The following is a 24,861-nucleotide window of genomic DNA, read 5'->3' on the forward strand; positions in this document are numbered from 1 at the left end:
CTAATTTTTAAACCGTTCTACTGTTTTGTTAGGTTTTGTTCTGAATGTTCTCATTCATGGTCTAAACCAAAGACCATTTTTATAAGAATTTTCAGGGTTTTACATACTGTTCAGTTTTCAAGGAACTGTTTTTCGTTGTTTCTGTGTTTCAGAAGCAACTCGTTTATTCTATCAAATCATATTCGATTTGTCAAGAACTTTTTAAAACTTTTTTGAGGTAATTAAGAAGCTTTCTTAATGACTCTCAATAAGTTTTGCCCTGTTTCTCAAGGCGAGTATTATGATATCAAATCCCCGGCCAAAAGTCAACCATTTTTTGCACGTTTTTACAAGTTTTTTCTTCCACGAATACTCTTCCCACATCTTGTATTATCGCATTCCACAATCACAAAATGAGGTTTTATCGGTATAACATTCCGCTGCGTTCAGCCGTTCCTTCCAGCATCCAGTCTGTACATCCATATTATTCGTAGGATCATTTTTCACATGCACTCCCGCTCCACAACCTTTAAAGTCGCAGCTGCATTTAAGAGGAATGCAAAATCCGGCTGTTCTTCCTGCTTCACCCCTTTATGGTATGTCTTCAGCATGATCGCGAGCCGCTCTTCTTCCGTCGGATATTTCCGGATGATCTCCACGATCTCGTCCTTTGTCTGTTTCAGCCTTCTTTCCAGATAATCCCAGACATGTTCCGGGGAGAACTCCTCTTTTTTCATTTCCGGAAGCAGTGCTGTTCCTGCATCTTCCGGCGTCAGGATGCCGACATGTGTAATAAAGATCCTCTTTGCTCCCACACGGCGCAGTTTTCTGACTGCGTCCAGAGACATCTGATATCCGACAAGATAACACGGCATATACACCTCGCTCGTTGTCACGCCGACAGTCTCACTCGCAAAGATCACATCCTGATCCACAAGGTAGGAAAGAGAACATTTCGTATGGCCCGGCGTCTCATAGACCGTGATCTTATGGTCACCAAAATCCAGGATGTCGCCTTCTTTTACCACTTTGTCCACTACAAGATCCTCATCACGGTACTCCAGAGCTTTCGCGAGGCCTGCTCCCTGTGCCGCCGCATCCGAGAGTTCGCGCATCGTCTTCTTTGCCGATGGCTTTTCCAGGATCTTTTTTGCATATGCACTTCCATACACCACAAGCTCCGGCCATTCTCTTCGCAAAAACGGGACGCCGGAAATGTGATCATAATGCGAATGGGATAAAAGTACTGCGTCAAGCGGACGATCTCCGAGTTCCCGCTTGATGTTCTCGATCATCTTATCTGCCGAATAGGCCATTCCCGCATCAAACAGGACATTCTTTTTCCCTTTGATCAGATACGCCGCCCGGCTCTGGTCTCCGCAGACGCAGGTGATATAATCTTCGCTCATTTTATTACTCTCCAAAACTCAGTTTTAATATTCATGAAAAGGCGATGATCCCTGCTCTTTTCACTTTCTTTTTTCATCTGAGCTCCATGATACCGCATTTTTTCTGAAAAATCCAGTTTTATGAAGATGGTAAGGAAATCCTCTTCGTCCACGATTGTTCTCTCTACTCTGCAAATCCATTTACTGTCAGATATTCCTGGATTCCATTCGTATCTTCCGCATTGACAAACAATCCATCATGGACATTTGCTCCATCTGCGTTTTCTCTCACAAACTCCATGGAGTTTTCAAACTGTTCGGTATCCATAGAAGCAGACTGACTAAAAAGATAAATTTCCCCCCCGTTCAGGTCAAAGCTGTCCAGAAATGTCCCGATGATCATCGGTGCAGTATGCCACCAAATGGGATATCCCACAAAGATCGTATCATATTCCGCAATTGACTCCGGCAGGTTTGAAATTTCCGGGCGGGCATTTTCATCCCGCTCTGCCTTTGCAACATCTCCACATTCCTGATAATCTGTGGGATAAGGATTTACCGGTTCCAGTTCTAGCAGGTCGCCACCTGTCTGTTCCTGAATATGATCAGCCATCTTCTCCGTAGATCAGATGCTGCCATGCATCGGCCGGCATTTTGCTGATCCCTGCCACGATCCCGATGCTGTCTGCGGAATATGTCTGTTCTTCCCTGTGAATTGCCTGCGGGATACTGACAGGATTCTCCCCGATCTGTTTTGCGATATACAGGCTGTTGCCTGTACCGGTAAAGTAAAATACCATCTATGTTTCCTCCTTTATTTTCCTGTTTTTCATTACGACAATTTTATAATTCGATCATATAGATCGATTGTTGCACCCGATTATATAATCCGATTGTTACTATCGGTCAAGGGGCAGATCACTCTCGTTTAGCCAAATTTGGTCAAACCACATCATCCCGTCTAGGTATAAGAAAACCCCGGAAAACCTTGGCTTAACAGTGATAAGGAAGTAATTTAAACCTGACTGTCAGCTGACGGATTCGGGTGCTAAAAAGGACACCTATTCTTTTAGATGTCCTTTTTTGTTGTGCCGCGGGGCTGTTTTTGAATTGGGTCAGATGGCCCAGCGCTGGCTTTCGGTCTGCAGATCCACCATGTGGGTGTACTGGCCGTTCCGGGCATAAAGTACATCGGGTGCTCCCTGTTCGACCACCACGCCATCGGACAGCGCCACGATTTTGTCCGCCCCTGCTACGGTGCGCATCCGGTGGGCGATAATGAGAACTGTTTTATCCTTGATCAGACGCGACAGTGCTTCCTGAATGGCAGTTTCGTTTTCCACATCCAGACTGGCGGTGGCTTCGTCCAGCAGGATGATGGGCGCATCCTTCAGGAAGGCGCGGGCGATGGAGATGCGCTGCCGCTCGCCGCCGGAAAGGGCGCAGCCGTTCTCGCCGATGTTGGTATTCCACTTGTCCGGCAGCTTCTCGGCAAATTCCGCGCAGTTTGCCAGCTTTGCCGCCGCAAGGACTTCCTCGTCGGTGGCCCCTTTTCGGCCCAGACGAATATTTTCCAGGATCGTGTTTTCAAACAGAGTCACATCCTGAAACACGATGGAATACAAGCTCATGAGCTTTTCCGGGTCAATTCGGGAAACCTCCATGCCGCCCACGGTGATGCTGCCCTTCTGGTAATCCCAGAACCGTGCCGCCAGCCGGGAAACGGTAGTTTTGCCGCCGCCGGAGGGGCCTACAAAAGCCACGGTCTGCCCCGGCTGAATCTCCAGCGAAACGCCCTTGATGACCTCGATTTTGCCGTCGTAGCCAAAATGCACGTCCTGCAGTATAACAGAAGCATCCTGCGGGTGCTGAGGAACCTCCCGCACCTGCATCGGCACTGCCTCCAGCACCGAGTCGATGCGTGCCAGCGCATCTGCCACCACCATTTTGTTCTCGCTCATGTACATTATGCGGGTCAGCGTCAGGGAGATTACCGGGGTGATGATGATGTAAAACAGTAGGTTCAGCAGAAACTCCGGCGTGACACCGTGGGCCGTAAACAGCAGCCCGCCAGCGATCAAAAAGGCGAATACACCATTGACGGCGGCGGTGTAGAACATCATGGGCAGGCGCAGGTCTTTGGTGTAGGAGACGACCCACTTTTCGTACTCATCAATGGTGGCCTTGAACTTTTTGAAGGAAAACACACTCTGCCCGAAGGTCTTGACCACCGGAATGCCCCGGACGTATTCCACTGCCTCGTTAGACATAGCCTCCAAGGCGTTTCCGTACTGCCGCATTTTTTCAACCATCCGCTTGCCGGTCATGGTCGCCATAATGAGGAAAGCCAGCACCACCGGTGCAAGGCTCAATAGCCCCAGCCGCCAATCGAACGCCAGCAGCAAAACCAGCAGCCCCACCGGGGTGGCGATGGCATTGTACTGGTCGGGAAGCTGGTGGGCAAGATAGGTCTCGGCGGCTCCGGTGCTCTCGTGGATGATCTTGCGCAGCTTACCGCTGCCGAAGGTCTCGGTGAAGCCCAGCGGCAGCACTGCCAGATGCTCCGACACTGCCAGTCGCAGATTCGTCGCCACCCGGAACGCCGACAGATGGGAACACATCAATGCCGCAATGTAAATGAGGTAGGACATCACTGCGAATAGCACTGCCATCCAGCCATAATGGGGAATGTTTACCGCCTGCGCGTAGTCCGGAGCGGTCTTCAACACATCCCGCAGGATTTTCCAAATGTATACGAATGGCATCAGCGCCACCAGTGCACTGATTGCAGACAGCACCCACGAAGCGTAGGTGAAATATCGGTAGGTCCCGGCATAACTCATCAGCCGGGAAAGATCGGACTGTTTTTTCACGAAAAGACCTCCTTCAAATAAATTACCCTTTCTTTTTGTACCCGCAGTCACAGTAGGGTCCGCCGGAGGCAAGGGTGTACTGCCGCACAAAGTCGGTCACGCCGCCCGCTTCGCTCATGGTGTAGTCCAGATGGCACAGGGCGGGGGTCAGGTCATACAGCCCCAGCTCCTTCATCAGCACACAGATGCCGCATTTGGTAAAGCGTCCCTCGTAGCCGCTGCCATCCGGGTATTCGTAAAACTCCATGTTCCACGAGTAGGGGTTGCGGTCGGCGGCTTTTAGATCGGCGGTTTCCTTCATAGCGGCAATATCCTTTGGGGTGAATTTGCTTTTTCCGCTCTTGCGGCAGAACCACTGCATGGGCGCTGTCATCATGGATTTTGCGTAGTAATCCGTCAGCCTGTCCACCTCCGGGCGCTGCGGCATGGAGAGAATGAACGCCCCGATCATGGCGCAATTGACCAGATTCATTTTGAAACGGTCAGCCTTTTCAAACTCCGGCAGCCTGCGAATGATCTGCCGGTATTGCGGCTTCGCCTTTTTCGTGATGGCTTTTGCGGTAACTGCATCATAGCCCAGCACCGCGATCAGCTGCTTTTGAAAGGAGCCGGCAAACAGCACCCACATCCCAAAGGGCATTCCGGCATACTTCATCGCAGATACCTCCCGGCTTCCGCTTCCAGCGCCTGCCACACTGGGTAGGCTGCACCATGCTCATCGAAAAACTTTTTGAGATCCCTGTTCAGCGCACTCATTTCGTCGATGGCGTTCATAGCATGATCGGAGGCGCAGAGTTTGCCCAGCGAGGTGGCACACATCAGCTTGAAAAAGCGCAGGCAGGTCTTGCGGTATTTCTCCCCTTCAAAGTCTGTATCCTCCTTGGGCAGAATGGTGTGCCCGGCATCTCGGATGGCGCGGTATCCCTCGATGTTGGCATCCAGCACACGGTTCAGGTACGCGGTATCTCCCCTGAGCTTTTTCAGGTCACCGTCCGTTTTATAGCAGGCGAAGGCCGCCGGCATCACGAACGCAGCATGGCAGAGCAGATAATCCTCCATGTTCGGCTCGTAAACGACCTTGTATTTTGTGCCGTGGAAGATGCGCCCGATCAACTGTTTATTGGACTTTGCATCCGTCAGCTGCCCGATGGTGATCTTCTTCAGGTCGATGGAGACCACCCGGTCAGCCTCCCGATGCCCGGCAGAAAGCGCAAAGGCAAACAGGACGTTCTTTTCCGGCAGTGCCGCCGCCAGCGCCCTCGCCTGCACATTGTTCCCCACAAAAACGATGTTTTTCGTCCGATTCGCCCGCAGCGTGTCCAGAGCGGAATCCAGCTGTGTATAGCGCAGGACCACAAAGATCACATCGTACTTTGCATCCGGCGCAAGCTCCGTCACCACCGGAATGCGGCTGACCGAGGTGTAAAGCGAAAACTTATCCTTGATCCGCAGGCCGTTCCGCTTGATTTCTGCTGCCCAGTTTCCCCGCGCAAGCAGGGTGACATCCTTTCCGGCGCGCAGCAGATTCCTTGCCAGATTGCAGCCCAGAACGCCCGCACCATATACCAGAATTTTCATAGCTTGCCTCCAAATCTGATCTTCACGATCTGCATTTTCATCCCGTTGTCCCCGACCCTTGCGAGAAGTCGGAAAAAGCCGCTGACAGAAGGGTCTCTCAAATCGTTGTAACCCAGCATATAGCCCCGGCTTGTCACTTGCAAGCGGTTGTCCCACTCGCCAATCTCCTTGGGAGCATCCGAAACCGCGAAGTACGCCCCTACATCCTTGATTTTCGCCGTCCTGAGCCACGTTTTAGCGATCATCTTCACCGCCGTCCGATTGGCTGCGTCAAATACCAGCACCCCGCTGGGGAAAGCGTCCGCCATCCCCTGCACCAGTTCCCGAACCTGCTGGGTCAGGAAGTAATAGAACACCCCGGAGGCAAAGAACACCGCCCCGCCGGAGGCATCGATCTTGTCAAACCATGCGGGGTCTTTCAGGTCGCAGGGGATGTTTTGCTCCCGCTCCCCAGAGGGCAGCAGCTGCTCCCGCAGGGCAATCACATCCGGGAAGTCCAGATTGTAGATCTTGCATCTGCCGTTGTCGCAGGCTTTGCCGGTGTTGTCCAGCCCGCAGCCCAAATTGACCACCGCTGCGCAGGGGTGCGTTTTTAGGTACGCCTGCACCTCAAAGGCAAGGTCATTCTGCCGCATGGCGACCTCCAGCGCACCGAAACGCTGCATCAGGCTGCGAGAATTTTTCTCTGCCTCTGAAAAGTCGTAGTCGATCTGGTCGATCAGACGCACCGCCGTTTCGTCCCGGTAAAGGTTTGGGTACAGTTCGGTACACAGCTTCCGGGAATAAAGCGGGAGAATCAGCGTCTCCTGCACGGTGTTTTTCTCGATTTTGTATTTCATAGGTTCCTTCCTCAGTGAGTAAAAATAGTCATCATTGCCGCCAGCACCATCGCTATGACTGCCATGCCCACCGGGCTGTAAAGATGCACCATTCCAACAGCCCCTTTGCAGATGCCCACAGCACAGACAAGAACCAGCAAAGCCCCCAACCCAAGACCTTCCAGAATCACCTGTAAAAGCATTACTTATTCCTCCTGTATCCGTTTTCATCCCGGTATTCGGGATGTTCCTTTACGTACGGATCCTTATCGCCGCAGATGGTATAGTCGCATCGGCAGCCGGACACACCGTTGTGAAAATTCTTTTTACCGCCGAGGTCGGTGCGCCACTTGGAAAGAAGCTCTGCGTATCTCAGCTGCACCTGCTCCCAAACCGCCTCGTGCTCCACCTCCGGATAGTGCAGAGTGATTTTCGCCAGAATTTCCTTTTTGCAGGGTTTGGAATATAGCACATGGCAGCTACGGTCAATTTGTAATTCGCTGTCCTTCATCTTCCCACGCCTTTCAGAAAACCGCTCTTTGCATTTTCTTCGGTGTCGTCCGATTCGTCGTAGGCATCATAGGGCGCCGATGGGTCGTGTACTCGTTTTTTGAATGGTGAACAGCGCTTGTCCTTGTGGGCAAACGCAAAGGCAAAATTGTCCGTCCATCCCGTGTGACCGGTGATGAAATATGGATGCAGCCCACGTGCGCGCAGTTTCCGCTCCAGCTCCGCCAGTGACTGCACAGCCAGCTTATTGTCCTCCGCCAGCGAGGAAATGAAGCTGTAGCCGCCGTCCGCGCCAAACCAGAGGGTATCGCCGGTAAAGAGATATTTCCCGTCCACAAGGTATACCATGTGCCCCCATGTATGACCGGGAACCAGAAAGCACTCGATTTTGATGCCGTCAATGTCAAGTATCTGCCCATCGTGCAGCAGTACCTTTTCGTTGTTGATCGTGACCTGCGGCAATTTATAGAGATGATAGATGACTTTTCGCCGCACCTCGCCGGTGAGATACCGGTTCTCAACCTCGCCTATGTACAGCTTTGCATCCCGAAACAATCCCGGACTGTCAGCCTCCACCGCACCCACATGGTCGGTGTCCTGATGGGTGATGAGGATGTGCCGGATGGAATGCGGGTCGATCCCCAGCCAGTGCATCTTCTCTGCCAACCGGTCATAGTTGTATCCGGCATCGATCATAATGGTGGTATCGCCCTTGTGGTAAAAGAAGATATTTGCCACCCACTCCCGCACGCAAGCGACATCCTCATCGATCCAGCCGGTGTTCAAAGGCTTGAAGATCTCCTTGCCCCGGTACATCCGGCTCATTGCTTTTCTTTGAAATTCCGTTGCTTTTTTCGACATGATTACACCTCATTTCTGTGCTGCGATGCACAGCCAGCCCTTTTTGTTTTTGTGGCTCTGAATCTGACAAAATCCTGCCTGCTCCAGATATACTTTCAGGGCAGCTTCGGCATACTGTCATGCTCGGCGATATATGTCAGTATTTCAGCAAAGCCTTTCGGATCACGTATCTGATATTGCATATGATCGTATCCTTCAAACACGGGATAATTGCCGCAGGGATAGGCTTTCATCACCGCCTGACGGTATTTGAAATGATCTTCTATGCTGCCAAACTCGAAATAGATATGCCTTTGCAGTTCTTCGGGAAGGGACGGAAAGGGTTTATCCTCCAAGCTGTCCAGAATATGCCGCCGCAAATTTGTATAGGTCAGATTTTTCCCTGCGGCTATAAAATACGACTTTATGGAATCATCATCACACCACAGGATCTTTTTCAGTGTGCCGCCTTTCGACCAATACAGGCTTCTGATAGCGAAATACAAAAACGGTGTCATCATGCGGCGCGTGCCTTTTCCGATTTGTGCAAACTGCCCGCCGTCGAAAAAAACGTGTCCAATAGGCAGCTTCGTGCTTGTCAAAAACGCCATGGCAAGATCGGCACCGATCGAAGAAGCCACAACCAGCTCAAGGTATTCCACTCCCTGCAATTTCAGATATGCTTCCACCTGACGAACCTCGTCTGCCTTGCTGACATATTTCTGCCCTTTGCAGTACACGGTGGAGGTGGGTAAAATGCAGAAATACCGATCCTGTAAATAGTTCGCGACCGGTTCGCTGCTCTCCCCCGTCACGCCCATTGCATGAAAAAACAAAACAGCGGGATCATTCCGATTTCCAAATGTCTTAAATTTCATCGTAGTCCTTTCCGGCAGGCAAACCATGCCATGCTCTTCACTGTTCCCAGTGTTACGGTTGCGTACCGTTTTTTCAACCGTTTTTTCAAGCTGGCTGTCTTTTCATAGGGCGGTGTAAAGAACCCCGTCTTTTCATAGATGTGCCGGACGAACCAGTAGGCGCTGCGGATCGTTTCTTTTCGCTCCATAGGGGTTCCTCCTCATTTTTCCGCATTACAATTGCCCTTCTGATGCCGGATGGTTCACCACTGCATCCTATTTCTGTGCCGTGACGCAAAGCCAGTTTTTTCTTTTGTGTATCTGAATATTTTGAAAACCCGCCTGCTCTAAAAACGCTTTCAGTTGGCTGTCCTTGTAGATGGTCATGCCATCGATGATCTGCGTCCATTTGTCGTCTTTTGTCGTTTCGCCGTTTGCTTCATTGCAGATGAAAAAGACCCCACCGGGCTTCAGCACCCGATAGACCTCTCTGAAATTCTGTGCAAGCTCCGGCCAGAAATAGACCGTTTCAAAGGCGGTCACTACTTCAAACTGCTCCGCTTCAAACGGCAGCTCTGTCACGCTTGCCTGCTGCACGTTGCACCGTCCTGCCGCAATGGCTCTGGCATTGACTTTTCGCGCTTTTTCCACGCTGACGGCTGAGTAGTCAATGCCCTGCACCCTGCCTTTGGGACACAGTTTCAACAGCGTTTTAATGTTCGCTCCACCGCCGCAGCCGCAGTCCAGCACCATGGCATCCTGGGCAGGCTGTAAAAAGCGCAGCCCCCATTCTGCCATTGCGCTGTGTCCAAAGTTCATCATAGCAACCATGATTTTCCCGCCAAGGCCTACGGGCTTTCGGGTGTTTTCAAAAAAGGACATATCACACCTCCGATTTCACACATTCGGCATAGGTCAGCGGAAAGGACGCTTTCAGCACAGCGCTTTTTCGCACCCTCCACCCGTTCTGCCGCAGAAAACTCAGATACTCCTCGCTCGTCCACCTGCTATGCAGAGGGAAGCCTGCCAATCTCATAAAATAGGCTTTGATCCTTCCTCTAAGTGAATTTTCCGCGTGAGTAAAGGTTGGCGCGATCAACACACCATCGTCCTTCAGCACCCGTTTGATTTCTCGCAGTGATTTCTCTGGCTGCGGCACGATGTGCAATGCGTTGGATACGATCACCACATCAAATGAATTGCCTGCGTATGGCAGAGAAAACATATCCTGCACGGAAAAGTGCAGCTTCGCAGAGCAATTTCCCCGCCTGGCCTCTGTAATCATTTCCGGAGAAGCATCCGTCGCCTCGATGTGTGCCGCCGCATTTACGATATGCCTGGCGATCAGCCCCGTTCCAGTAGCCAGCTCCAGCACTGTTTTGTCTTTCACGACCGGCCGGATCCGCTCATACATTTTTTCATATACTTCTCTGTCTTTTCGCATAAAGCAGTCATACAGACCTGCATTTCTGTCCCAGAAATTCTTGTGTTCTCGCATTGCTGTCTCTCCTTTTGCGGTTAGATTCATCTAACCAGCACGCGCGCATTGGTAAGTTAGATTCAGCTAACTCACGTATTTAGGAAAAGCCGCATTTCTGCGGCCTTTCGGCTTATACAAATAGCTTGCTGCAAGCATCACACATCTGTATTTTCAGCCACTGAGGATAACGCCTCTCGATCTACTCCTTATGGAAACAGCCAAAATCTATTTTCACACCATTGCGGTGACTTTTGCCTTCTTATCCATATTATATCGTGCTCACTTCTTTTTTGCAATGGTATAGTATCTCTATTTTGTCATTTCCAAACGCAGAGCACGATTAGATTTTCTTCGCAATCGTAGACAACTCCGAAATAATGCTCAGAAGATCATTTTTGACTTCACTGCACGATCTGCGCCGATTCCGAACTGACTTGCAGTCTCTACTGCGTCAATATTAGCACCAAGGAACAAAAACTCCCAACCGTATTTTGCTTTCTGTCGCTCGATCATCTGCTTCACTTTTTCGCTGTTGTACCGGCGGCTGGCATTTTCCATTCCGTCCGTAGTGATTACAAACATGGTGTGTTCCGGCACATCCTCCGGTCTTGCGTACTTGTGAACATTTCCAATGTGATGAATCGCACCGCCGATGGTATCTAAGAGTGCTGTGCAGCCGCGAACCGTGTAATCACGGTCAGTCATTGGTCGGACGTCCATTACATTTACACGATCGTGCAGGACTTCGCTCACATTGTCAAACAATACCGTTGAGACCAGTGCTTCGCCCTTTGCTTTTTTCTGCTGCTCAATCATAGAATTGAATCCGCCGATGGTATCCCGTTCTAATCCGCTCATGGAACCGCTGCGGTCTAAGATAAAAACGATCTCTGTTAAATTCTTTCTCATACACTTGTCCTCCCAAAAGATTATGGCTGCTCGGTTTCGTACCTTACAGCCATAGTATAGCGATTTTCTTTTGTGGAGTGGTCGCATGGAAATCGACATTTCTTTGTCCTTATGCTCCAATCAGGCTCTGGTCAAAAGCAAACAGTGCCTCGTTGATTTCATACACATTGTAGTTTCCCCGTTCGACAAAATATTCTACAATGATGTCGAATTTGCTCGAATGGGAAAAGGTAAAGCCTGCCTTACCCAGCATCTCCTGCATCTGGGCAAGCGGCAGTTCCAAAGCTAGGGCAAATGCCAGCACCGTAGGTTTGGATGGCTTATAGAATTTATCCGAACGGATCTTTGAGAAGAACTTCCGGTCAATGTTTGCCTTCTTGTAGCACTGGGCATCCGTCATGCCGCTTTCATCAATCTTCCGCAGCAGCATTTCCGAAAAGCTCTCATCAATCTGTCCTAATGCCTCTTCCAAAGATTGACTGCTGCAAGATTTACAGATTGCTTCGGGCGGCAGCGGAGCAGGGGCCGCTTCAAAGCAGGATTCCTCTGACAACGCTTCGAGCCGCCGTCTCTGTTCTGCCCGTCTGTCGGTATGTTCCTCCACATACCGGTCATCTATGTACGCCGCGATATCAGCAAAAAGTTTTCCGCTAATCTGATATGCCTTTCGGTCAAAAATAACGATGTAGACCATCATCTCATTTTCCATCAGGAACGTACTGATGGTATCGACTGCAACCTTCAGAGCCTGGTCTTTTGGATAGCCGTAAATGCCGGAGGAAATCAGTGGAAAGGCCACCGACTGACAGCCATTTTCTTTTGCCAGGTTCAGAGATGTCCGATAACAGGATTCCAGAAGCTCCTGTTCCCGATGCTTGCCATCCCGCCAACGTGGACCGACTGCATGGATCACATATTTGCAGGGCAAGCGGTATGCCTTTGTGATTTTTGCGCTGCCTGTCTCGCAGCCATGCAGCGTACTGCACTCTGTAAGCAGCTCCGGTCCGGCGGCACGATGAATGCAGCCGTCCACACCACCGCCGCCCAAAAGAGAAGTATTGGCAGCATTGACGATTGCATCAACACTCATTTTTGTAATATCGTTTCTGATAATCTGCAATGGCATGAAGCATACCCCCATTCGTCAGACGGAAAATACCATTCTTCCTTAAAGCTATCAATCCCTGTAACCATCTATCTTCCTCTACAATTCATTCAGCATTTCTTCTATTGCTTCGTGAACCCGTTCATCTGCATCTTCTCGCAATGCCAATGCCAAAGAAAGTTCGTCTACAGTATTTCGTGTGAACAATTTTCGTGGATTGTATCTCCACATCTCTACGGCCACTTGCACCTGCGAATTCAGCAAGCTATTGGTCACAACATCTTTCCATCGAGAGATGGCTTTAACTTTCTCCAAATAACCAGCTTTAGGATAATACATACGACCACCACACCAGCCACCAAGACACCATCCAACAGTAACTCTGTGTACCACGGCGCAGACTGCATGGCATATAAATTTGGATAGGTTTTAAAGTGCCAGAACTTATAAATTCCGAACCCAATGAAAACTCCTATGAATGAACCAATAACGATGTTTAAAAAACAATTCAACTTTCTCAGCATAGCAGTGCATCCCTTTCCGAATTCCGATTTTCTCAATTCTCCAAACGTGAAATTACTCAATTCGAACATTTACCGGATTCAGAACGAGATTACCGCCGCCCTCTACCTTATACCATTTTCCTCTTTCGAGAGTGATTTTTTCTGTTACTCCGTACGTAATGTACCCGATTATATATTGCTCTCCTGTTTCAACATCGGTAAAAATCACATCTGTATCGCAATCTCCGCTTACTTTTACACCCCCAAAAAGCGGCTGTATTTGCTCCGACTTTAATGTGCCTTCGTCGTTTGAAAGGGTAAAGGTATGATTTCTCTGAATATTGGAATAAATCAAAATCAACACCAGAATAAACGCTGCAAAGCACAGAATCAAACGCTTTTGTTTCATCTGACCTCCTCCTAAAAATACCGATTTATCCAATTAAACAGTCGAGTAGACTAAGACCTCTCAATCTTAGCCCCTCACAGATCCGTACGTGCGGCTTTCCCGCATACGGCTCCTCATAGTAACATTCGCTTCAATACAAACAATAGTACGTTTTAGGCTTCGCTAATGGGTAATACTTGAGCATTTCCCCAAATCCATTCCATGTGTATGCTCGTCTACATCCTCTCCGATTCATGGCTTTGAATAGAAACTGTTGTACTCTATGCAGAAATGTTGTTGTCTTCCGAAAATTCCATGTAACACCATAATACCGATAGTGTCCAATTAACTTTACGTTCAACTCTTTGATTATTTCTCGCATCGGTCGATTTCGATTATCATAAATCCAGTTCTTGTATGCTCTAACCTTTTGCTCAAACTTCTTTCTTGAAGTCTGTACTTTGGGTGCAAAACCACCTTTTCGGGTTTTACTACAGTAGAAAGTAAATCCTAAGAAATCAAATGTTTCCGGTTTTCGTTCCCCTCTAGCCTTGCGATTCTGCTCCGCAAATCTCCCAAACTCAATCAGCCTGCTTTTACTATCCTCAAGCTCCAGACCAAACTTTTCCATTCGTTCTTTTAACTCTTTATAGTATCTTTCAGCTTCTGACTTATATTGAAATCCTGCAACAAAATCATCTGCAAAGTTAACAAGAAAACACTCTCCCTGCATTTCCTTCTGCACTACAAATTTAAACCACAGTGTCAGCACATGATGCATGTATATATTCGCAAGCATCGGACTCATTACTGAACCTTGTGCCGAACCTTCTTCTGTCGGCTCAAATTTTCCTTGCTCCATTATTCCTGCTTTAAGGTATTTACGTATTAGCCACAGTAAGTTCTTATCCTGTATATTCCATTCAAGAAACTTCATCATCCACTCATGGTCGATATGGTCAAAGAAACCTTTGATATCAGCATCTACGATATAGCTGATTTTTCCATAGCTTATCCGTTGGTATGCCTCTTTTATTGCTTCGTGACACCCCCTGTTTGGTCTGAATCCATACATGCAGTTTAGGAATCTCGGTTCATAAATAGCTCCCAGTATTTTCTTCACTGCCATTTGTACAATCTTATCCTCATAGGAAGCAATCCCTAATGGTCGTTTCTTTCCATTTCCTTTGGGTATATATACCCTCAGTGACGGAAGTGGCTTAAAGGATTTGTTTTTCAACCTCTGTACTAGTTCCTTGATATTTCTATCAAGATTCTTCCCATACTCATCCTTGGTCACCTTGTCAATTCCGACTGCTTTGTTTCCATCTAATTCCTTATGGCATTGCTTTAGCATATCTTCATTTATCAAGTGGTACACTGATGTAAATATAGGATGTTTTGATGTTGCCGATATCTCAGCTATTCTTACTAATTTCGTTTCCATTATTTCCTCCGTCCCTGAGTACGGATAATGTGTCCTCAGTAAGACCTTTACTATGCAATCCCCTTCCCTCCATCGGCATTACCCGGTTTCTACAGTACTATGGGATTGTCCGACTACCTACCATTCATTTGAAATCCTCCGTTTTCAGTTGTAACTTCATACTATTGTCTTCCGCACCAGTTAAGACGTCGACCGACTGAAGTTAACGTTTCGAAGCTCAATCACTATTCAACCCTGCTTTCTTGCTGTCTACGCTTGTTAGATGCCGTTACCGACATCATCCCAAGACCCGCTATTATCTGGTTGGCTAAACCTTAGATAAACCGGATTCCCACCGGCTTGACTACACACCCTTGGCTGGGCGCACAACTGGAATTGTCTAAAATAGTAAAGCCGTACCGCTTACTATTTTTTCTTTTACTGCTGAAACAGTATCTTTGATTGAATGCGTAGTTGTATCTATAACATTTAATTCATAGATTCCTAAATTGGAAAATTGCTTCCACATTGTTTCAACTAATTCAATATTTGTTTCTCTGTCTAACTTTGAGCGTTCGATAGCTCGCTTCATAGTTTCTTCTTTACTTGCCCTTAAAACGATATAGTGTACTTCATAATGCTCTTGAACAATGTTGAGCCACGGCTCTAAAAACCACGGTCCTACAATACCATCTACAATTACATCATATCCACCACGAGCATATCGCTTCGCAGCTTCTAAAAACGCTTCAATAACAATCAAATTTTGCTCATTTGATTCTGGCAAATGCGGTGGTATTGCCCCTTTACTCAAATAATGATAAAAGTCATCTGTGTGCATATGCACAGACTTTTCCAAATCTGATTCTTTTGCAACAGCAGATGCCGTTGTAGTTTTTCCTGTCCCCGGCGCACCTGTGATTACAATAATTCTACCTTGATTCATCTATATTTTACCTCCACAACTTCCGATTTTCTCAATTCTCCAAACTGAAATTTATCTTGCAATTAGAAACCATTTATCTTGTATATGGTTCAGTGTCTTTTCCATCATATACAAATGCTTTTATATCCGTATTTTCATCAACCTCAGCATGAATACCTACCGTGTATTCTTTATCTGTAACATTCTGAAAAGAATAGCAACCGCCAGCAGGAATACTGTCAGATACAAGTTCCTGTTTTCCTTCACAGAGCAGATGTACAGTAATGTCAAAATCGTTTCTGTTCTGGACTGTCAACACGCCTGTATTAGACAAAATTTTTGCGTCAGAATATGTAATTACATAGGAATCAGGCGTTGACTTTTCCGCACAGACCACAGAACACTCCCACTGTGTCTTTGCTTTTGCTTTTCGATAGGCTTCCGAAGACTTATATGTTGAAAATATAATCATTGTACTTATAGCAAGAATGCCAATGATGACAAACGCTATTGTTACTTTTTTCTTCACAACCATCACCTCCACACACAAATTCCGATTTGTATCGCTGTTCTTACCTCCTATTTTATCAGATATCGCCTACAAATTCCATAGCTTCAATCAGAAACCTGGCTATGTAAAAAGGGCGGCTCACCGCCGCCCTCATCGTCAATATTCAGTGCTCAATAGAAAATCTGCAATGTGCATACTCTTAATGCCTTGATAATTGCCTCCGGCAAATTCATCGCTTCTCAAAACATACTTCGGATAGTTATCCCGGATTTCCAGCAGTCGTTCATACTCACGCTTTTCTGTTTTTTCGGATTTAATCTCCTGCGTGACCTGCACATACAACCGGTCATTCTGCTTCTGCGCCACAAAATCGACCTCACCGTCCGGCGTTTTCCCAATCGTCACGGTATAGCCTCGTCTGCAAAGTTCCAGATACACCACATTTTCCAGACTGGAAGCGACGCTGTCCGGTGTATAGCCCAGCACGCTGTAACGCAAAGCAGTATCGGCAAGATAAAACTTCTCCTGCGTTTTCAGAATCTCCTTTCCGCGCAGGTCATAGCGAGAACAACGATGAAGGAGATATGCCTTCTCCAGCTTTTCCAGATAACTGTACACCGTTTCATTGTCGATAGAACGATGCTCTGATTTCAGATAATCCGAAATTGATTTTGCTGAGAATGAATTTCCCACATTCGCAAATGTGTACCGAACCACCCGTTCCAGCTGGTCGATCTTGCGAATCTGGTTTCTCTTTACGATATCCGAAAAAATCGTGGAATTATAGATATCCCGTACAATCGTATAAACCTCATCCTGTGAATACTCTCGCAGATGTGTTGCAGGGAAGCCACCCAAGCGGATATAATCTGCCAGTTCAGCATGGATATCCTTTACCTGTGTATACTGCTTCTTGAATTCCAGATATTCCTGAAAAGAAAGCGTATAGATCCGAAAGGAAACATATCGTCCCGTCAGGTAAGTCGCTATTTCCGAAGACATCATTCTGGAATTGGAGCCTGTCACATAAAGGTCAACATCATAATCCGTTGCCAGGGAGTTTACCACTTTCTCCCAGCCTTCAATCTCCTGAACCTCATCCAGGAAGAGATACGTTCTCCCAGTTTGGTTGAGCTTTTCTTTGACAGCTTTGAACATATCCTTTGCTGTCATATCCTCATAATCCATGGAATCGAAACGCATACTGACAATCCGCTCAGACGGAATGCCTTGCTCCTTTTGCAGCTTCTCCATAATCATTTTAAGAACTGTGGATTTTCCGCAGCGGCGAACACCCGTCAACACTTTTACAAAAGGTGTGTCAGTGTATGCCATAATCTTATCGACGTAAAGCGGTCTGTTTATCATAAGAACCACCTCCATGGTTCCATGATACCGCAAGCGCATAAAAAAATCAATAGGTTTTGCGATTATAAACCGCAGCTCCTACCTATTTTCGCTGATTTTTTCGGGTTGTGTCGAATTTTGTTTCCTCTCAGTTTCAGAATACCGTAGTTTAACCAAAGAGAGATAAGGAACCTGAAAAGATAAACAAAATCAGGAAAATATTTTCATAGTATGAAATCATAAGCCAGAGCATCAGAACACTCAAAAACAGTATTGCAAAAGCAAGGACAGCGAGCAGGATAATCCCTCCCCATAACTGTTTTCTGGTTGGAAGAATGATCTGAGAGGTAACATTTCCTTCTGCATCATCTGGCTGTTTTCTCTGAAGTTTGTTCTGAATTGCCCTATAGTGCTTTACACTGCGAAGCACGACAGGCAGGTTCAGAACAAACAGAAGAAGACAGATTCGACTTGACAGATCGGGATGAGCATGGCTGGCTAATGTAATCATATTTCGTGTAAACTTTTTTCATATGAAGTCTCCAATCTCTATGTCTGGTTTTTATTTCTTTAATTCTTCCCAGTCCGGACCAAGCTGCAGGCTTCCGTCCGCACTGGCTACAAAGGTATTTCCATTTTTATAGATATGATCATATTTCACGTCTGCCTGATAGGCATTTCCATAGGAATCACGGTAATGCTCTACGCCACGGATACCGTCGGTGGAGTGGTCATAGATGTGATCCATCCGACGGCTGTGATCCTGGCAGGCCTGGTTTACGATATCCGAGGTCTGGGAAAGTGTGTGGGAAAGGTTTTGGGAAGCCTGGATCGCATTCTGCTGTCTGATCATGGCTCCCTGAAGCTGTATCTGCCGGGCGCGTTGGAGTTCCTCATCCTGAAGGGAAAAGTAGAGAGGGCCATACTTCAGCTCCTTCAGGAAACGGTCAAAGACAGCTTCACAGGAGGAAGTGGCAGAGGCGGAGGAATGACAGAGAATCAGGGCGTCGAAGGCCCGCCCCCAATTGGATGTATCCAGACCGCCAATGCCGTACATGGCACCCATAAAGGCGGTTCCTTTTTTCAGAAAATCCGTAATCCGGTCTGTGGAAGACGCAGAAGAATTTTGGGGAACCCGTGCAAGTATCGTGGCAAAATAGCCCTCATAAAGCTGCCCGCCTGCTGAGACGCGAAAAGCGAACTTGCCGGGAAATACGTTTGCCTGTTTCTGAAGTTTCTGAGATGCCGTCTGCTGAAACCGAAGAGCCTTTGCCTGAAGGGTTTCTGCAGGCAGTGGATAGAGCTCCGGTTCAGAGAGGGAACCCGGAAGAATCCGGGAGGTGATACCTGCAATCCGCCGTCGGGCATACTGGGGAAGTTCGAGCCACCGGCAGTTGCAGGCCATGGACATGGGATCCAGCTGATACTCACCTCCCGAGGAAAGTCCAGGAATTCCCATAGAGGAAAAAATAGAGGCTTTCGGCGCGGAATCTTTGTAGAAGGCGAAAGGATAGAACATAAGCTGGGCAGACATATCCTGTGGAAAAAGCTGTAGTCCCTTGCAGACGGTGGCCAGTGTGGAGATGGAATCATTGTCATCAAAGATGCGGTAATCCCACCCGGAAGGAAGGTAGGACTGAAACAGCGCACCTCGTCCGCCATAGTTGATGACATGGATGGAATTTTCCTGCCTGTTGCGAGAATTCAGAATGTATTCGGTGCCGCAATAGGGGCAGCGGATTCGTTCGGCGCCTTCTGCAACATGCATTGGACTTCCGCAGTTTCTGCATTTTACTTCCTGATATTCCATAGAATGATGCTCCTTTCGGTGGTGATTATGACCGGGTGTGATACTTTTATCTGTAGTCTAACATAAGTGGAAAAGGCCTTGCAGTTGACAAATGTTTCATTCCTGATCTGAAAATAAAAAATTGAAAAAGCAGAAAAAAGATGCAAGGAAAAAGATTGAGACGAATGTCACCTTGTCTGTATGAGACTTTTGTTTATAATAAAATTATCAGAAAGAAGGTAATTCAAAAGATAAACGGAGTGAAGATAGATGAAATGGTGCAGATCAAATGGAAGGGTGCTGACGCTGATGCTGGCCCTTGCTTTTTTCAATTTTATTTTTCTGGGGATCGAATATCAGTTTGATAATATGATGGCACTGGTTACCGGACCGGAACAGGTGGTGACGGCCCAGGGCTATGTGCTGGGAGCCAGCGTGTTGGGCTTTTTGCTTTACCCGGCTGCTGCTTCCTGTATAAAAGAAAAATTTGGGCAGATCGTTGTGTTTGCAGGAGCACTGGCAGGGGTGATTTGTATTTTTGTAATCTGGCAGCATAACTCCTATGGTACGATTCTGGCGGCGGGCTGTATCTGTTTTATTCTGATGGGTATGGCAGGCAGCGCAGTACATTATTATCTCCCCAGGGAGGAGGAGCCTGAGCATCTGGCGAAGGCTGTCGGCATATCTTATGCGGTAGGAATCCTTCTTCAGTTTCTTAATAATAATCTCATAAAAAATGATACGGCAGAGTCTGTGGTTCTGGCTGTCTCAGCAGCGGTGTTTTCTGTATTGCTGTTAAACGCGGAGAATGGAATGTCAGAAGCAGAAAGTGCATCGGAAAGCACATCGAAAAGCTCCGGGCATGCGGGTCTCTGGCTGATTCTTCTTGTGATATTGATCACCTGTATTTTTTCTACGCTGGATGCAGCAGTGACACTGGGACACGTATCTGGCAGTGCAGATGTGGGACAATGGCCAAGACTGCTGCTTGCAGGAAGCGGTCTTCTGGCGGGTGTTTTCTTTGACGGCCGGGAACTCCGGTATGGAAATATACTGATGTATTGTGTGACGGTTTTGTCGGTGCTCTGTATTGTAGTACTGGAAAATGGCGGCCCTTTTTTGGCAGGACTGGTTGTGTTTTATCTGTCAGCCGGGTTCTTTGTTGTATTTTTTACGGTAAGCTTTATGCGGCTTTCGACCCGGATGAAGTGTCCGAAGCTCTGGGCAGGTCTTGGAAGGGCTGTGAACAACATCTGCGCTTTTGCTACAGGATCACTGTCACTTCGGCTCATACGGTCAGAAAACCAGATGCTGCGGGATGGTATGCTGCTGGTGCTATTTGTTTTGATCAGCATTGCATTTTTCATTTACAGTAATGCTCTGTATATGCAGGAAAAGAAAGAACCGGAGAGCAGCGGGACAAAGCCTGGAGAGGAAGAAAGTCTGGAAATGTTTGCTGCATCGTTTTCCCTGACAGAGCGGGAAAAAGAGGTGTTGGAGGTGCTGCTGGTATCTGATGAAAACGTTCAGGACATTGCGGAGACACTGATGATTTCCAGAGCAGCACTGTATCGGCATATTGCCAGCCTTAATGAGAAAACCGGAACAAAGTCCAGAATCGGACTGGTTCAGTTTTACTATCGATATCACAGGAGGAATGGAGGATGAAAAAGAAACATCAATACAGAATGCTTTTCGTTCTGCTGGCAGCAGGACTGCTTTGCAGTTGCGGAACCGCCGCAAAAAAGGAAGCTCCCCGGCTGGAAACCTATAACGGCTTTGCTTACACCGAAGAGAACGGACAGAAAAAATACATTCTGGAAACTCGGAATGATATTCGGCTTCATTGCTTTTTTCAGTCGGGGTCTGAAGAATATGAGAAAGTAATTTACGATCTGGAGCTTTCAGAAGAGGAAGGAGCTTCCGAGAAAGTTACCCGTGTGATGCAGGAACAGGGAGAAGATCTGACACCGTCCTTTACGAAATTTGACTTCGTTTTTTATCCGGAAAAGGTGGTTATGACGGTAGAACGAAACACCGATCTGATGGCCGGAGGTGATTCGGACAACATTCAGACAGGAACCTATACCATGTTTGCATCCGACTGGATGCCGGATACTTCTGCAACAATGGAAAAGCAGGACATTCTGGCACCCTATCAGAGTGTCGAACTGGCGGCTATGGCCCGTGCTTATTATTTGAAGGAAAGTAATTTTCTGGCGCCGGAGGTGGAATGTGTGAAGAATGACGACGGCACGACAACCATTCACCTTTATGAGATTGTGGAGGACGATGAGAAGGTCAGCCATACCGGCACTTCTGCCTGGTATACGGTGGACGGATATGGAAAGGGAAAGGATGATGTAATAGGAAATACGGTGGAGTTTCCGGCCATGTCCCTGGGTGAGATCGCACAATATGTGAAAACTCCCATAGCACTTACCTACAGTGAGGAGGGTGAGGCTCATAATGAATGGCAGATTACCGATGCAGCTACCATCGATGCCTGTATGAAGGCTCTGAAGCAGCTTGTCGTCGGGGAGGAGACAGAGCTTCGCACCATGGACGCCGGAGAGACTCTTGCTTTCCAAATGGCGGACGGAAATGTCTGGACGCTGGATTTTGAAACCGGAAACCTGTTGAGAAATAACACTTGTTATGAGACAGAGGGCTGGAAGAATGTTCAGAATGTGATACGGGATGATCTTACGGAGGAGGGTCTGCGATGAGATTACGAGATGGAAAGAAGGCAGGGACATTACTGCTTGCGGTGCTTTTACTGACCGGCTGTGGCGGAGCAGCAGATACAGCATCAAATGTGGGAACGGATGCCGCAGTGGATACTGTAACGACTGCTGCCGCAGACACTGCGGCAGGAACATGGGAGCTTGTGAGCATGACCTATAACGGTATGACTGTCGGCAAGGAGGATCTGGAAGAGATGGGAACTGCCATGACTCTGGATCTCCTAGAGGACGGTACCGGAACCATGGATTATGACGGGACGGTCTATGATCTGACCTGGGATGATAGCAGTATTACCATGGAGGATGTGGCAGATTTCTATACGCTGGAGGATGGTGTGCTGATGCTGGCAAATGCCGATACAGAGATGGTATTTGAACGGCCAGGAAGCGTAGCAGCTGTGACTGCACCGGATGAAGAAGAGGGTGAGCAAACAGCCTCCAGCACAGCAGCATCGGTAGAGGACAGCTGGACAGTCGTTCCGCTGGCGTCTGCTCAGGAGCTGGTGCCTTATAGCTGTACAGAATTCAGTATGAATATTCCGGAAGGCTGGAGCGTGAAATCTTCTGCCATGTACACCGGTATGTTTCATGCAATTCATGTTTTTGATCCGGAGAATCCGGTAAATCAGATTTTCTTTATGCTAAAAATGGAACCATTATTTTCAGATGAAAATTCCCGGGCGATGATGGCGCTTTCCAGTGATTTGTTTGGAAAATGTCCCATTCTTACGAATGTATCGACACAGGGAGTCTTTGAAATATTCCCACAGTTTGCAGACGCAATGAATGCAACTGCTGACTATGCGGATATTCAGACACCGTACATTGCAGATTTTTCTGTGACAGAGAGCTTTGAAAGTACTCAGGGAATGAGCAGCGTTGCTATTTCCCCCTCCATTCTTCGGGCGGATTTTACACAGAATGGCACAACGGGAGAAGGAATGTTCACGGCGGATGTGGTTCCCTTTGCCATGGGCACGGGAATGGGATATTATTCTGTCTATAATCTGACAGTCCTCAGTGCAGAAAAGGGAACCTTTCAGGACTGGCAGCCTACTTTGAATAAAGTTCTCAGCAGTCTTAATTATACGCCGGAGTTCCAGAGCTTTGCCATGTCCCAGAGCAATCAGTCGGCCTCTACCTCCCAGTCTCTCAGCCAGTCAGCCAGTGAGATGTCCGACAGCATCATGTCTTCCTGGGAAAACCGGAACCGGAGCCAGGATATTATGAGCCAGAAACAGAGTGACGCTACCCTGGGTTACGAGCGCATCGTGGACACTGAAACTGGAAATATTTACAAAATTGACAACGGTTTCACCGACTGGTATGACGGCTCCCGTTACAAGTCCATCACTGATGATCAATATACGGATTCGGTGGAAGCAGTGATTCACTGGAAGTAGGGTCATTGATTTTTTAAGGCATTTGCGGTATCATGGCATGGTATAGTTTGGGATAAATAAAAGGGGTAGAGAGGGATTAAGAAATGGAAAAAAGAAACGCAAAAGCCTTATTGCCTATCGCGGTGTTTGTGGTTTTATATCTGGGACTGGGAATTCTGTTTGAATATGGCCTGAATATCGAGATGGGATTTTACAAAATTCCTGTTGTGATTATATTTTTGCTTGCACTGCTTGTTGCATGTCTGCAAAACCGGAAATTAAGCCTGAATGATAAACTGAAAATAATGGGAGTTGGAATCAGCGATCCGAACATTATTACCATGATCATCATATTTATGCTGGCTGGAATTTTTGTGGGTGTTGTTGGAAGAACATCAGCAAACAGTGTGGCATATTTTATTCTGTCACTGATACCGCCTCAGTTCGCGGTTGTGGTGCTTTTTGTAGTAAGTTGTTTTGTATCACTTGCAATGGGGACTTCCGTAGGAACCATTACTTTAATTACCCCGATTGGAATAGCCGTGTCGCGAGCATCGGGGTTTGACCTGCCGCTTTGTATTGCGACAGTCATGGGTGGTGCAATGTTTGGGGATAATCTGTCCTTTATCTCTGATACGACAATTGCCGCATGTAATGGACAGGGTTGTAAGATGACAGATAAATTTAAAGAAAACTTTTTCATTGCACTTCCAGCAGCAATTGTCAGTCTGGTGATTATTTACAATCTGTCTGTGAAAAATTACAGTGGCGGAGTTGTGCAGGAAGAATATCATCTGATACAGGCCATTCCTTATATACTGGTACTGGCGGGAGGCATTCTTGGCTTAAATGTGTTCCTGGTACTGATTACAGGAATCATAAGTGGCTCCATCATCATGATTGCGACAGGGATGATCGTGCCGACGGATTTGCTTGGAAATATGGGAGACGGGGCAGCAGGCATGTTTGAAACCAGCATGGTTGCCATTCTGGTAGCGTCTATCTGTGCACTGATCAAAGAATATGGTGGATTTGCTGCTCTGCTATATTGGATAAAAAAAGTGTTTAAAGGGAGAAAAGGCGGACTCCTTGGCATGGGTCTGTTGGTAGGTCTGATGGATATTGCAACGGCGAATAATACAGTCGCAATTGTTATGGCAAATCCAATTGCAAAAGAAATGTCAGGAAACTACGGAATCAGCAATAAGAAAGCAGCATCTATTCTGGATACATTTTCCTGTATCTTTCAGGGAATTCTTCCTTATGGAGCACAGATGCTGGTTGCCATCTCAGCGGCTTCCGGCCTGGGTGAGACAGTCAGTGCATTTGATATTCTGCCAAGGTTGTTTTACCCGTATATGTTGTTCATCAGTTCCCTTGTCTTTATTTCTTTTGAAAAAAATGCATAACTGGAAAAACAGATAGAAAAAAGAAGGCGAAAGCAATGTTCGGAGAATGTCATGCCCATGTAATCATGGACGGAATCAATTATAAAGCAGCAATGGC

27 protein-coding genes and 1 pseudogene are annotated in these 24,861 nt (G+C 47.4%); 4 read left to right on the forward strand and 24 right to left on the reverse strand.

From position 1 onward, the window contains the following. Positions 1 to 482: 482 nt before the first annotated feature. The 24 genes and pseudogenes from FN001_RS10115 to FN001_RS10235 form a co-directional block, all read right to left on the reverse strand. The gene (locus tag FN001_RS10115) at positions 483 to 1,388 is read right to left on the reverse strand and encodes an MBL fold metallo-hydrolase (RefSeq protein WP_142411749.1); all 906 of its coding nucleotides are present in this window, start codon (positions 1,386 to 1,388) and stop codon (positions 483 to 485) included. Then, entirely contained in the window at positions 1,385 to 1,540 is a 156-nt protein-coding gene (locus FN001_RS18100) for a hypothetical protein (protein ID WP_185911894.1), read from the reverse strand. Before FN001_RS18100 ends, FN001_RS10115 begins: the two co-directional genes overlap by 4 nt. Before the next feature lie 11 nt (positions 1,541 to 1,551). Next, complete coding sequence (locus FN001_RS10120; protein WP_142411750.1) at positions 1,552 to 1,980, reverse strand: flavodoxin; 429 nt, start codon at positions 1,978 to 1,980, stop codon at positions 1,552 to 1,554. Beyond that, complete coding sequence (locus FN001_RS10125; protein WP_142411751.1) at positions 1,973 to 2,167, reverse strand: hypothetical protein; 195 nt, start codon at positions 2,165 to 2,167, stop codon at positions 1,973 to 1,975. The genes FN001_RS10120 and FN001_RS10125 overlap by 8 nt, the downstream gene beginning before the upstream one ends. A 315-nt stretch (positions 2,168 to 2,482) precedes the next feature. After that, positions 2,483 to 4,240: an ABC transporter ATP-binding protein gene (locus FN001_RS10130; RefSeq protein ID WP_185911895.1), complete on the reverse strand. Its 1,758-nt coding sequence runs from the start codon at positions 4,238 to 4,240 to the stop codon at positions 2,483 to 2,485. Between the two features lie 22 nt (positions 4,241 to 4,262). Continuing rightward, on the reverse strand, positions 4,263 to 4,895 hold the full coding sequence (locus FN001_RS10135; protein ID WP_142411752.1) for an L-2-amino-thiazoline-4-carboxylic acid hydrolase: 633 nt from the start codon (positions 4,893 to 4,895) through the stop codon (positions 4,263 to 4,265). Beyond that, positions 4,892 to 5,818: a ketopantoate reductase family protein gene (locus tag FN001_RS10140; RefSeq protein WP_142411753.1), complete on the reverse strand. Its 927-nt coding sequence runs from the start codon at positions 5,816 to 5,818 to the stop codon at positions 4,892 to 4,894. Before FN001_RS10140 ends, FN001_RS10135 begins: the two co-directional genes overlap by 4 nt. Then, the gene (locus tag FN001_RS10145; protein ID WP_142411754.1) at positions 5,815 to 6,657 is read right to left on the reverse strand and encodes a class I SAM-dependent methyltransferase; all 843 of its coding nucleotides are present in this window, start codon (positions 6,655 to 6,657) and stop codon (positions 5,815 to 5,817) included. The genes FN001_RS10140 and FN001_RS10145 overlap by 4 nt, the downstream gene beginning before the upstream one ends. Positions 6,658 to 6,668: 11 nt before the next feature. Next, positions 6,669 to 6,839, reverse strand: coding sequence for a hypothetical protein (locus FN001_RS18105; protein ID WP_181968071.1), 171 nt, complete (start codon positions 6,837 to 6,839; stop codon positions 6,669 to 6,671). After that, entirely contained in the window at positions 6,839 to 7,147 is a 309-nt protein-coding gene (locus tag FN001_RS10150; RefSeq protein ID WP_142411755.1) for a hypothetical protein, read from the reverse strand. Before FN001_RS10150 ends, FN001_RS18105 begins: the two co-directional genes overlap by 1 nt. Then, the gene (locus tag FN001_RS10155) at positions 7,144 to 8,007 is read right to left on the reverse strand and encodes an MBL fold metallo-hydrolase (RefSeq protein ID WP_142411756.1); all 864 of its coding nucleotides are present in this window, start codon (positions 8,005 to 8,007) and stop codon (positions 7,144 to 7,146) included. Before FN001_RS10155 ends, FN001_RS10150 begins: the two co-directional genes overlap by 4 nt. Before the next feature lie 95 nt (positions 8,008 to 8,102). After that, on the reverse strand, positions 8,103 to 8,864 hold the full coding sequence (locus FN001_RS10165; protein WP_142411757.1) for an alpha/beta hydrolase: 762 nt from the start codon (positions 8,862 to 8,864) through the stop codon (positions 8,103 to 8,105). Next, positions 8,861 to 9,052, reverse strand: coding sequence for a hypothetical protein (locus FN001_RS10170; RefSeq protein WP_185911896.1), 192 nt, complete (start codon positions 9,050 to 9,052; stop codon positions 8,861 to 8,863). Before FN001_RS10170 ends, FN001_RS10165 begins: the two co-directional genes overlap by 4 nt. A 67-nt stretch (positions 9,053 to 9,119) precedes the next feature. Further along, entirely contained in the window at positions 9,120 to 9,725 is a 606-nt protein-coding gene (locus FN001_RS10175) for a class I SAM-dependent methyltransferase (protein ID WP_142411758.1), read from the reverse strand. Position 9,726: 1 nt separating this feature from the next. Next, positions 9,727 to 10,371, reverse strand: a complete 645-nt coding sequence (locus FN001_RS10180) for a class I SAM-dependent methyltransferase (protein ID WP_486463511.1) — start codon at positions 10,369 to 10,371, stop codon at positions 9,727 to 9,729. A gap of 354 nt (positions 10,372 to 10,725) precedes the next feature. After that, positions 10,726 to 11,232, reverse strand: a pseudogene (locus tag FN001_RS10190) (vWA domain-containing protein); the annotation flags it as partial. Positions 11,233 to 11,341: 109 nt separating this feature from the next. Then, positions 11,342 to 12,358, reverse strand: a complete 1,017-nt coding sequence (locus FN001_RS10195) for an O-acetyl-ADP-ribose deacetylase (RefSeq protein WP_142411760.1) — start codon at positions 12,356 to 12,358, stop codon at positions 11,342 to 11,344. Between the two features lie 78 nt (positions 12,359 to 12,436). After that, the gene (locus FN001_RS10200) at positions 12,437 to 12,676 is read right to left on the reverse strand and encodes a hypothetical protein (protein WP_243121990.1); all 240 of its coding nucleotides are present in this window, start codon (positions 12,674 to 12,676) and stop codon (positions 12,437 to 12,439) included. Positions 12,677 to 12,913: 237 nt separating this feature from the next. Next, positions 12,914 to 13,249 (reverse strand): hypothetical protein, encoded by a 336-nt coding sequence (locus FN001_RS10210; protein WP_142411762.1) that lies wholly within the window; start codon positions 13,247 to 13,249, stop codon positions 12,914 to 12,916. A gap of 130 nt (positions 13,250 to 13,379) precedes the next feature. Beyond that, a complete protein-coding gene (ltrA, locus tag FN001_RS10215) occupies positions 13,380 to 14,675 on the reverse strand; it encodes a group II intron reverse transcriptase/maturase (protein ID WP_142411763.1) in 1,296 nt (431 codons plus the stop codon). 379 nt (positions 14,676 to 15,054) lie between these two features. Beyond that, complete coding sequence (locus FN001_RS10220) at positions 15,055 to 15,600, reverse strand: P-loop nucleotide/nucleoside kinase family protein (protein ID WP_039121379.1); 546 nt, start codon at positions 15,598 to 15,600, stop codon at positions 15,055 to 15,057. Positions 15,601 to 15,673: 73 nt separating this feature from the next. After that, positions 15,674 to 16,114, reverse strand: a complete 441-nt coding sequence (locus FN001_RS10225; protein WP_005423550.1) for a hypothetical protein — start codon at positions 16,112 to 16,114, stop codon at positions 15,674 to 15,676. Between the two features lie 132 nt (positions 16,115 to 16,246). Beyond that, positions 16,247 to 17,458 (reverse strand): ATP-binding protein, encoded by a 1,212-nt coding sequence (locus tag FN001_RS10230; RefSeq protein ID WP_142411764.1) that lies wholly within the window; start codon positions 17,456 to 17,458, stop codon positions 16,247 to 16,249. 541 nt (positions 17,459 to 17,999) lie between these two features. Further along, complete coding sequence (locus tag FN001_RS10235; RefSeq protein WP_142411765.1) at positions 18,000 to 19,247, reverse strand: TFIIB-type zinc ribbon-containing protein; 1,248 nt, start codon at positions 19,245 to 19,247, stop codon at positions 18,000 to 18,002. Between the two features lie 249 nt (positions 19,248 to 19,496). On the opposite strand from FN001_RS10235, the gene FN001_RS10240 reads away from it, so the two are divergent. From FN001_RS10240 to FN001_RS10255, 4 genes are all read left to right on the forward strand, one after another. After that, on the forward strand, positions 19,497 to 20,894 hold the full coding sequence (locus FN001_RS10240) for a LuxR C-terminal-related transcriptional regulator (protein ID WP_142411766.1): 1,398 nt from the start codon (positions 19,497 to 19,499) through the stop codon (positions 20,892 to 20,894). Further along, entirely contained in the window at positions 20,891 to 21,955 is a 1,065-nt protein-coding gene (locus FN001_RS10245; RefSeq protein ID WP_142411767.1) for a hypothetical protein, read from the forward strand. Before FN001_RS10240 ends, FN001_RS10245 begins: the two co-directional genes overlap by 4 nt. Further along, positions 21,952 to 23,376: a hypothetical protein gene (locus FN001_RS10250; protein WP_142411768.1), complete on the forward strand. Its 1,425-nt coding sequence runs from the start codon at positions 21,952 to 21,954 to the stop codon at positions 23,374 to 23,376. Before FN001_RS10245 ends, FN001_RS10250 begins: the two co-directional genes overlap by 4 nt. A gap of 83 nt (positions 23,377 to 23,459) precedes the next feature. Beyond that, the gene (locus FN001_RS10255; protein WP_021903933.1) at positions 23,460 to 24,764 is read left to right on the forward strand and encodes a Na+/H+ antiporter NhaC family protein; all 1,305 of its coding nucleotides are present in this window, start codon (positions 23,460 to 23,462) and stop codon (positions 24,762 to 24,764) included. The last annotated feature ends 97 nt before the right edge of the window (positions 24,765 to 24,861 follow it).

It is taken from the genome of Clostridium sp. Marseille-P7770 (genome assembly GCF_902143525.1).
GTDB lineage: Bacteria > Bacillota > Clostridia > Lachnospirales > Lachnospiraceae > Pilosibacter.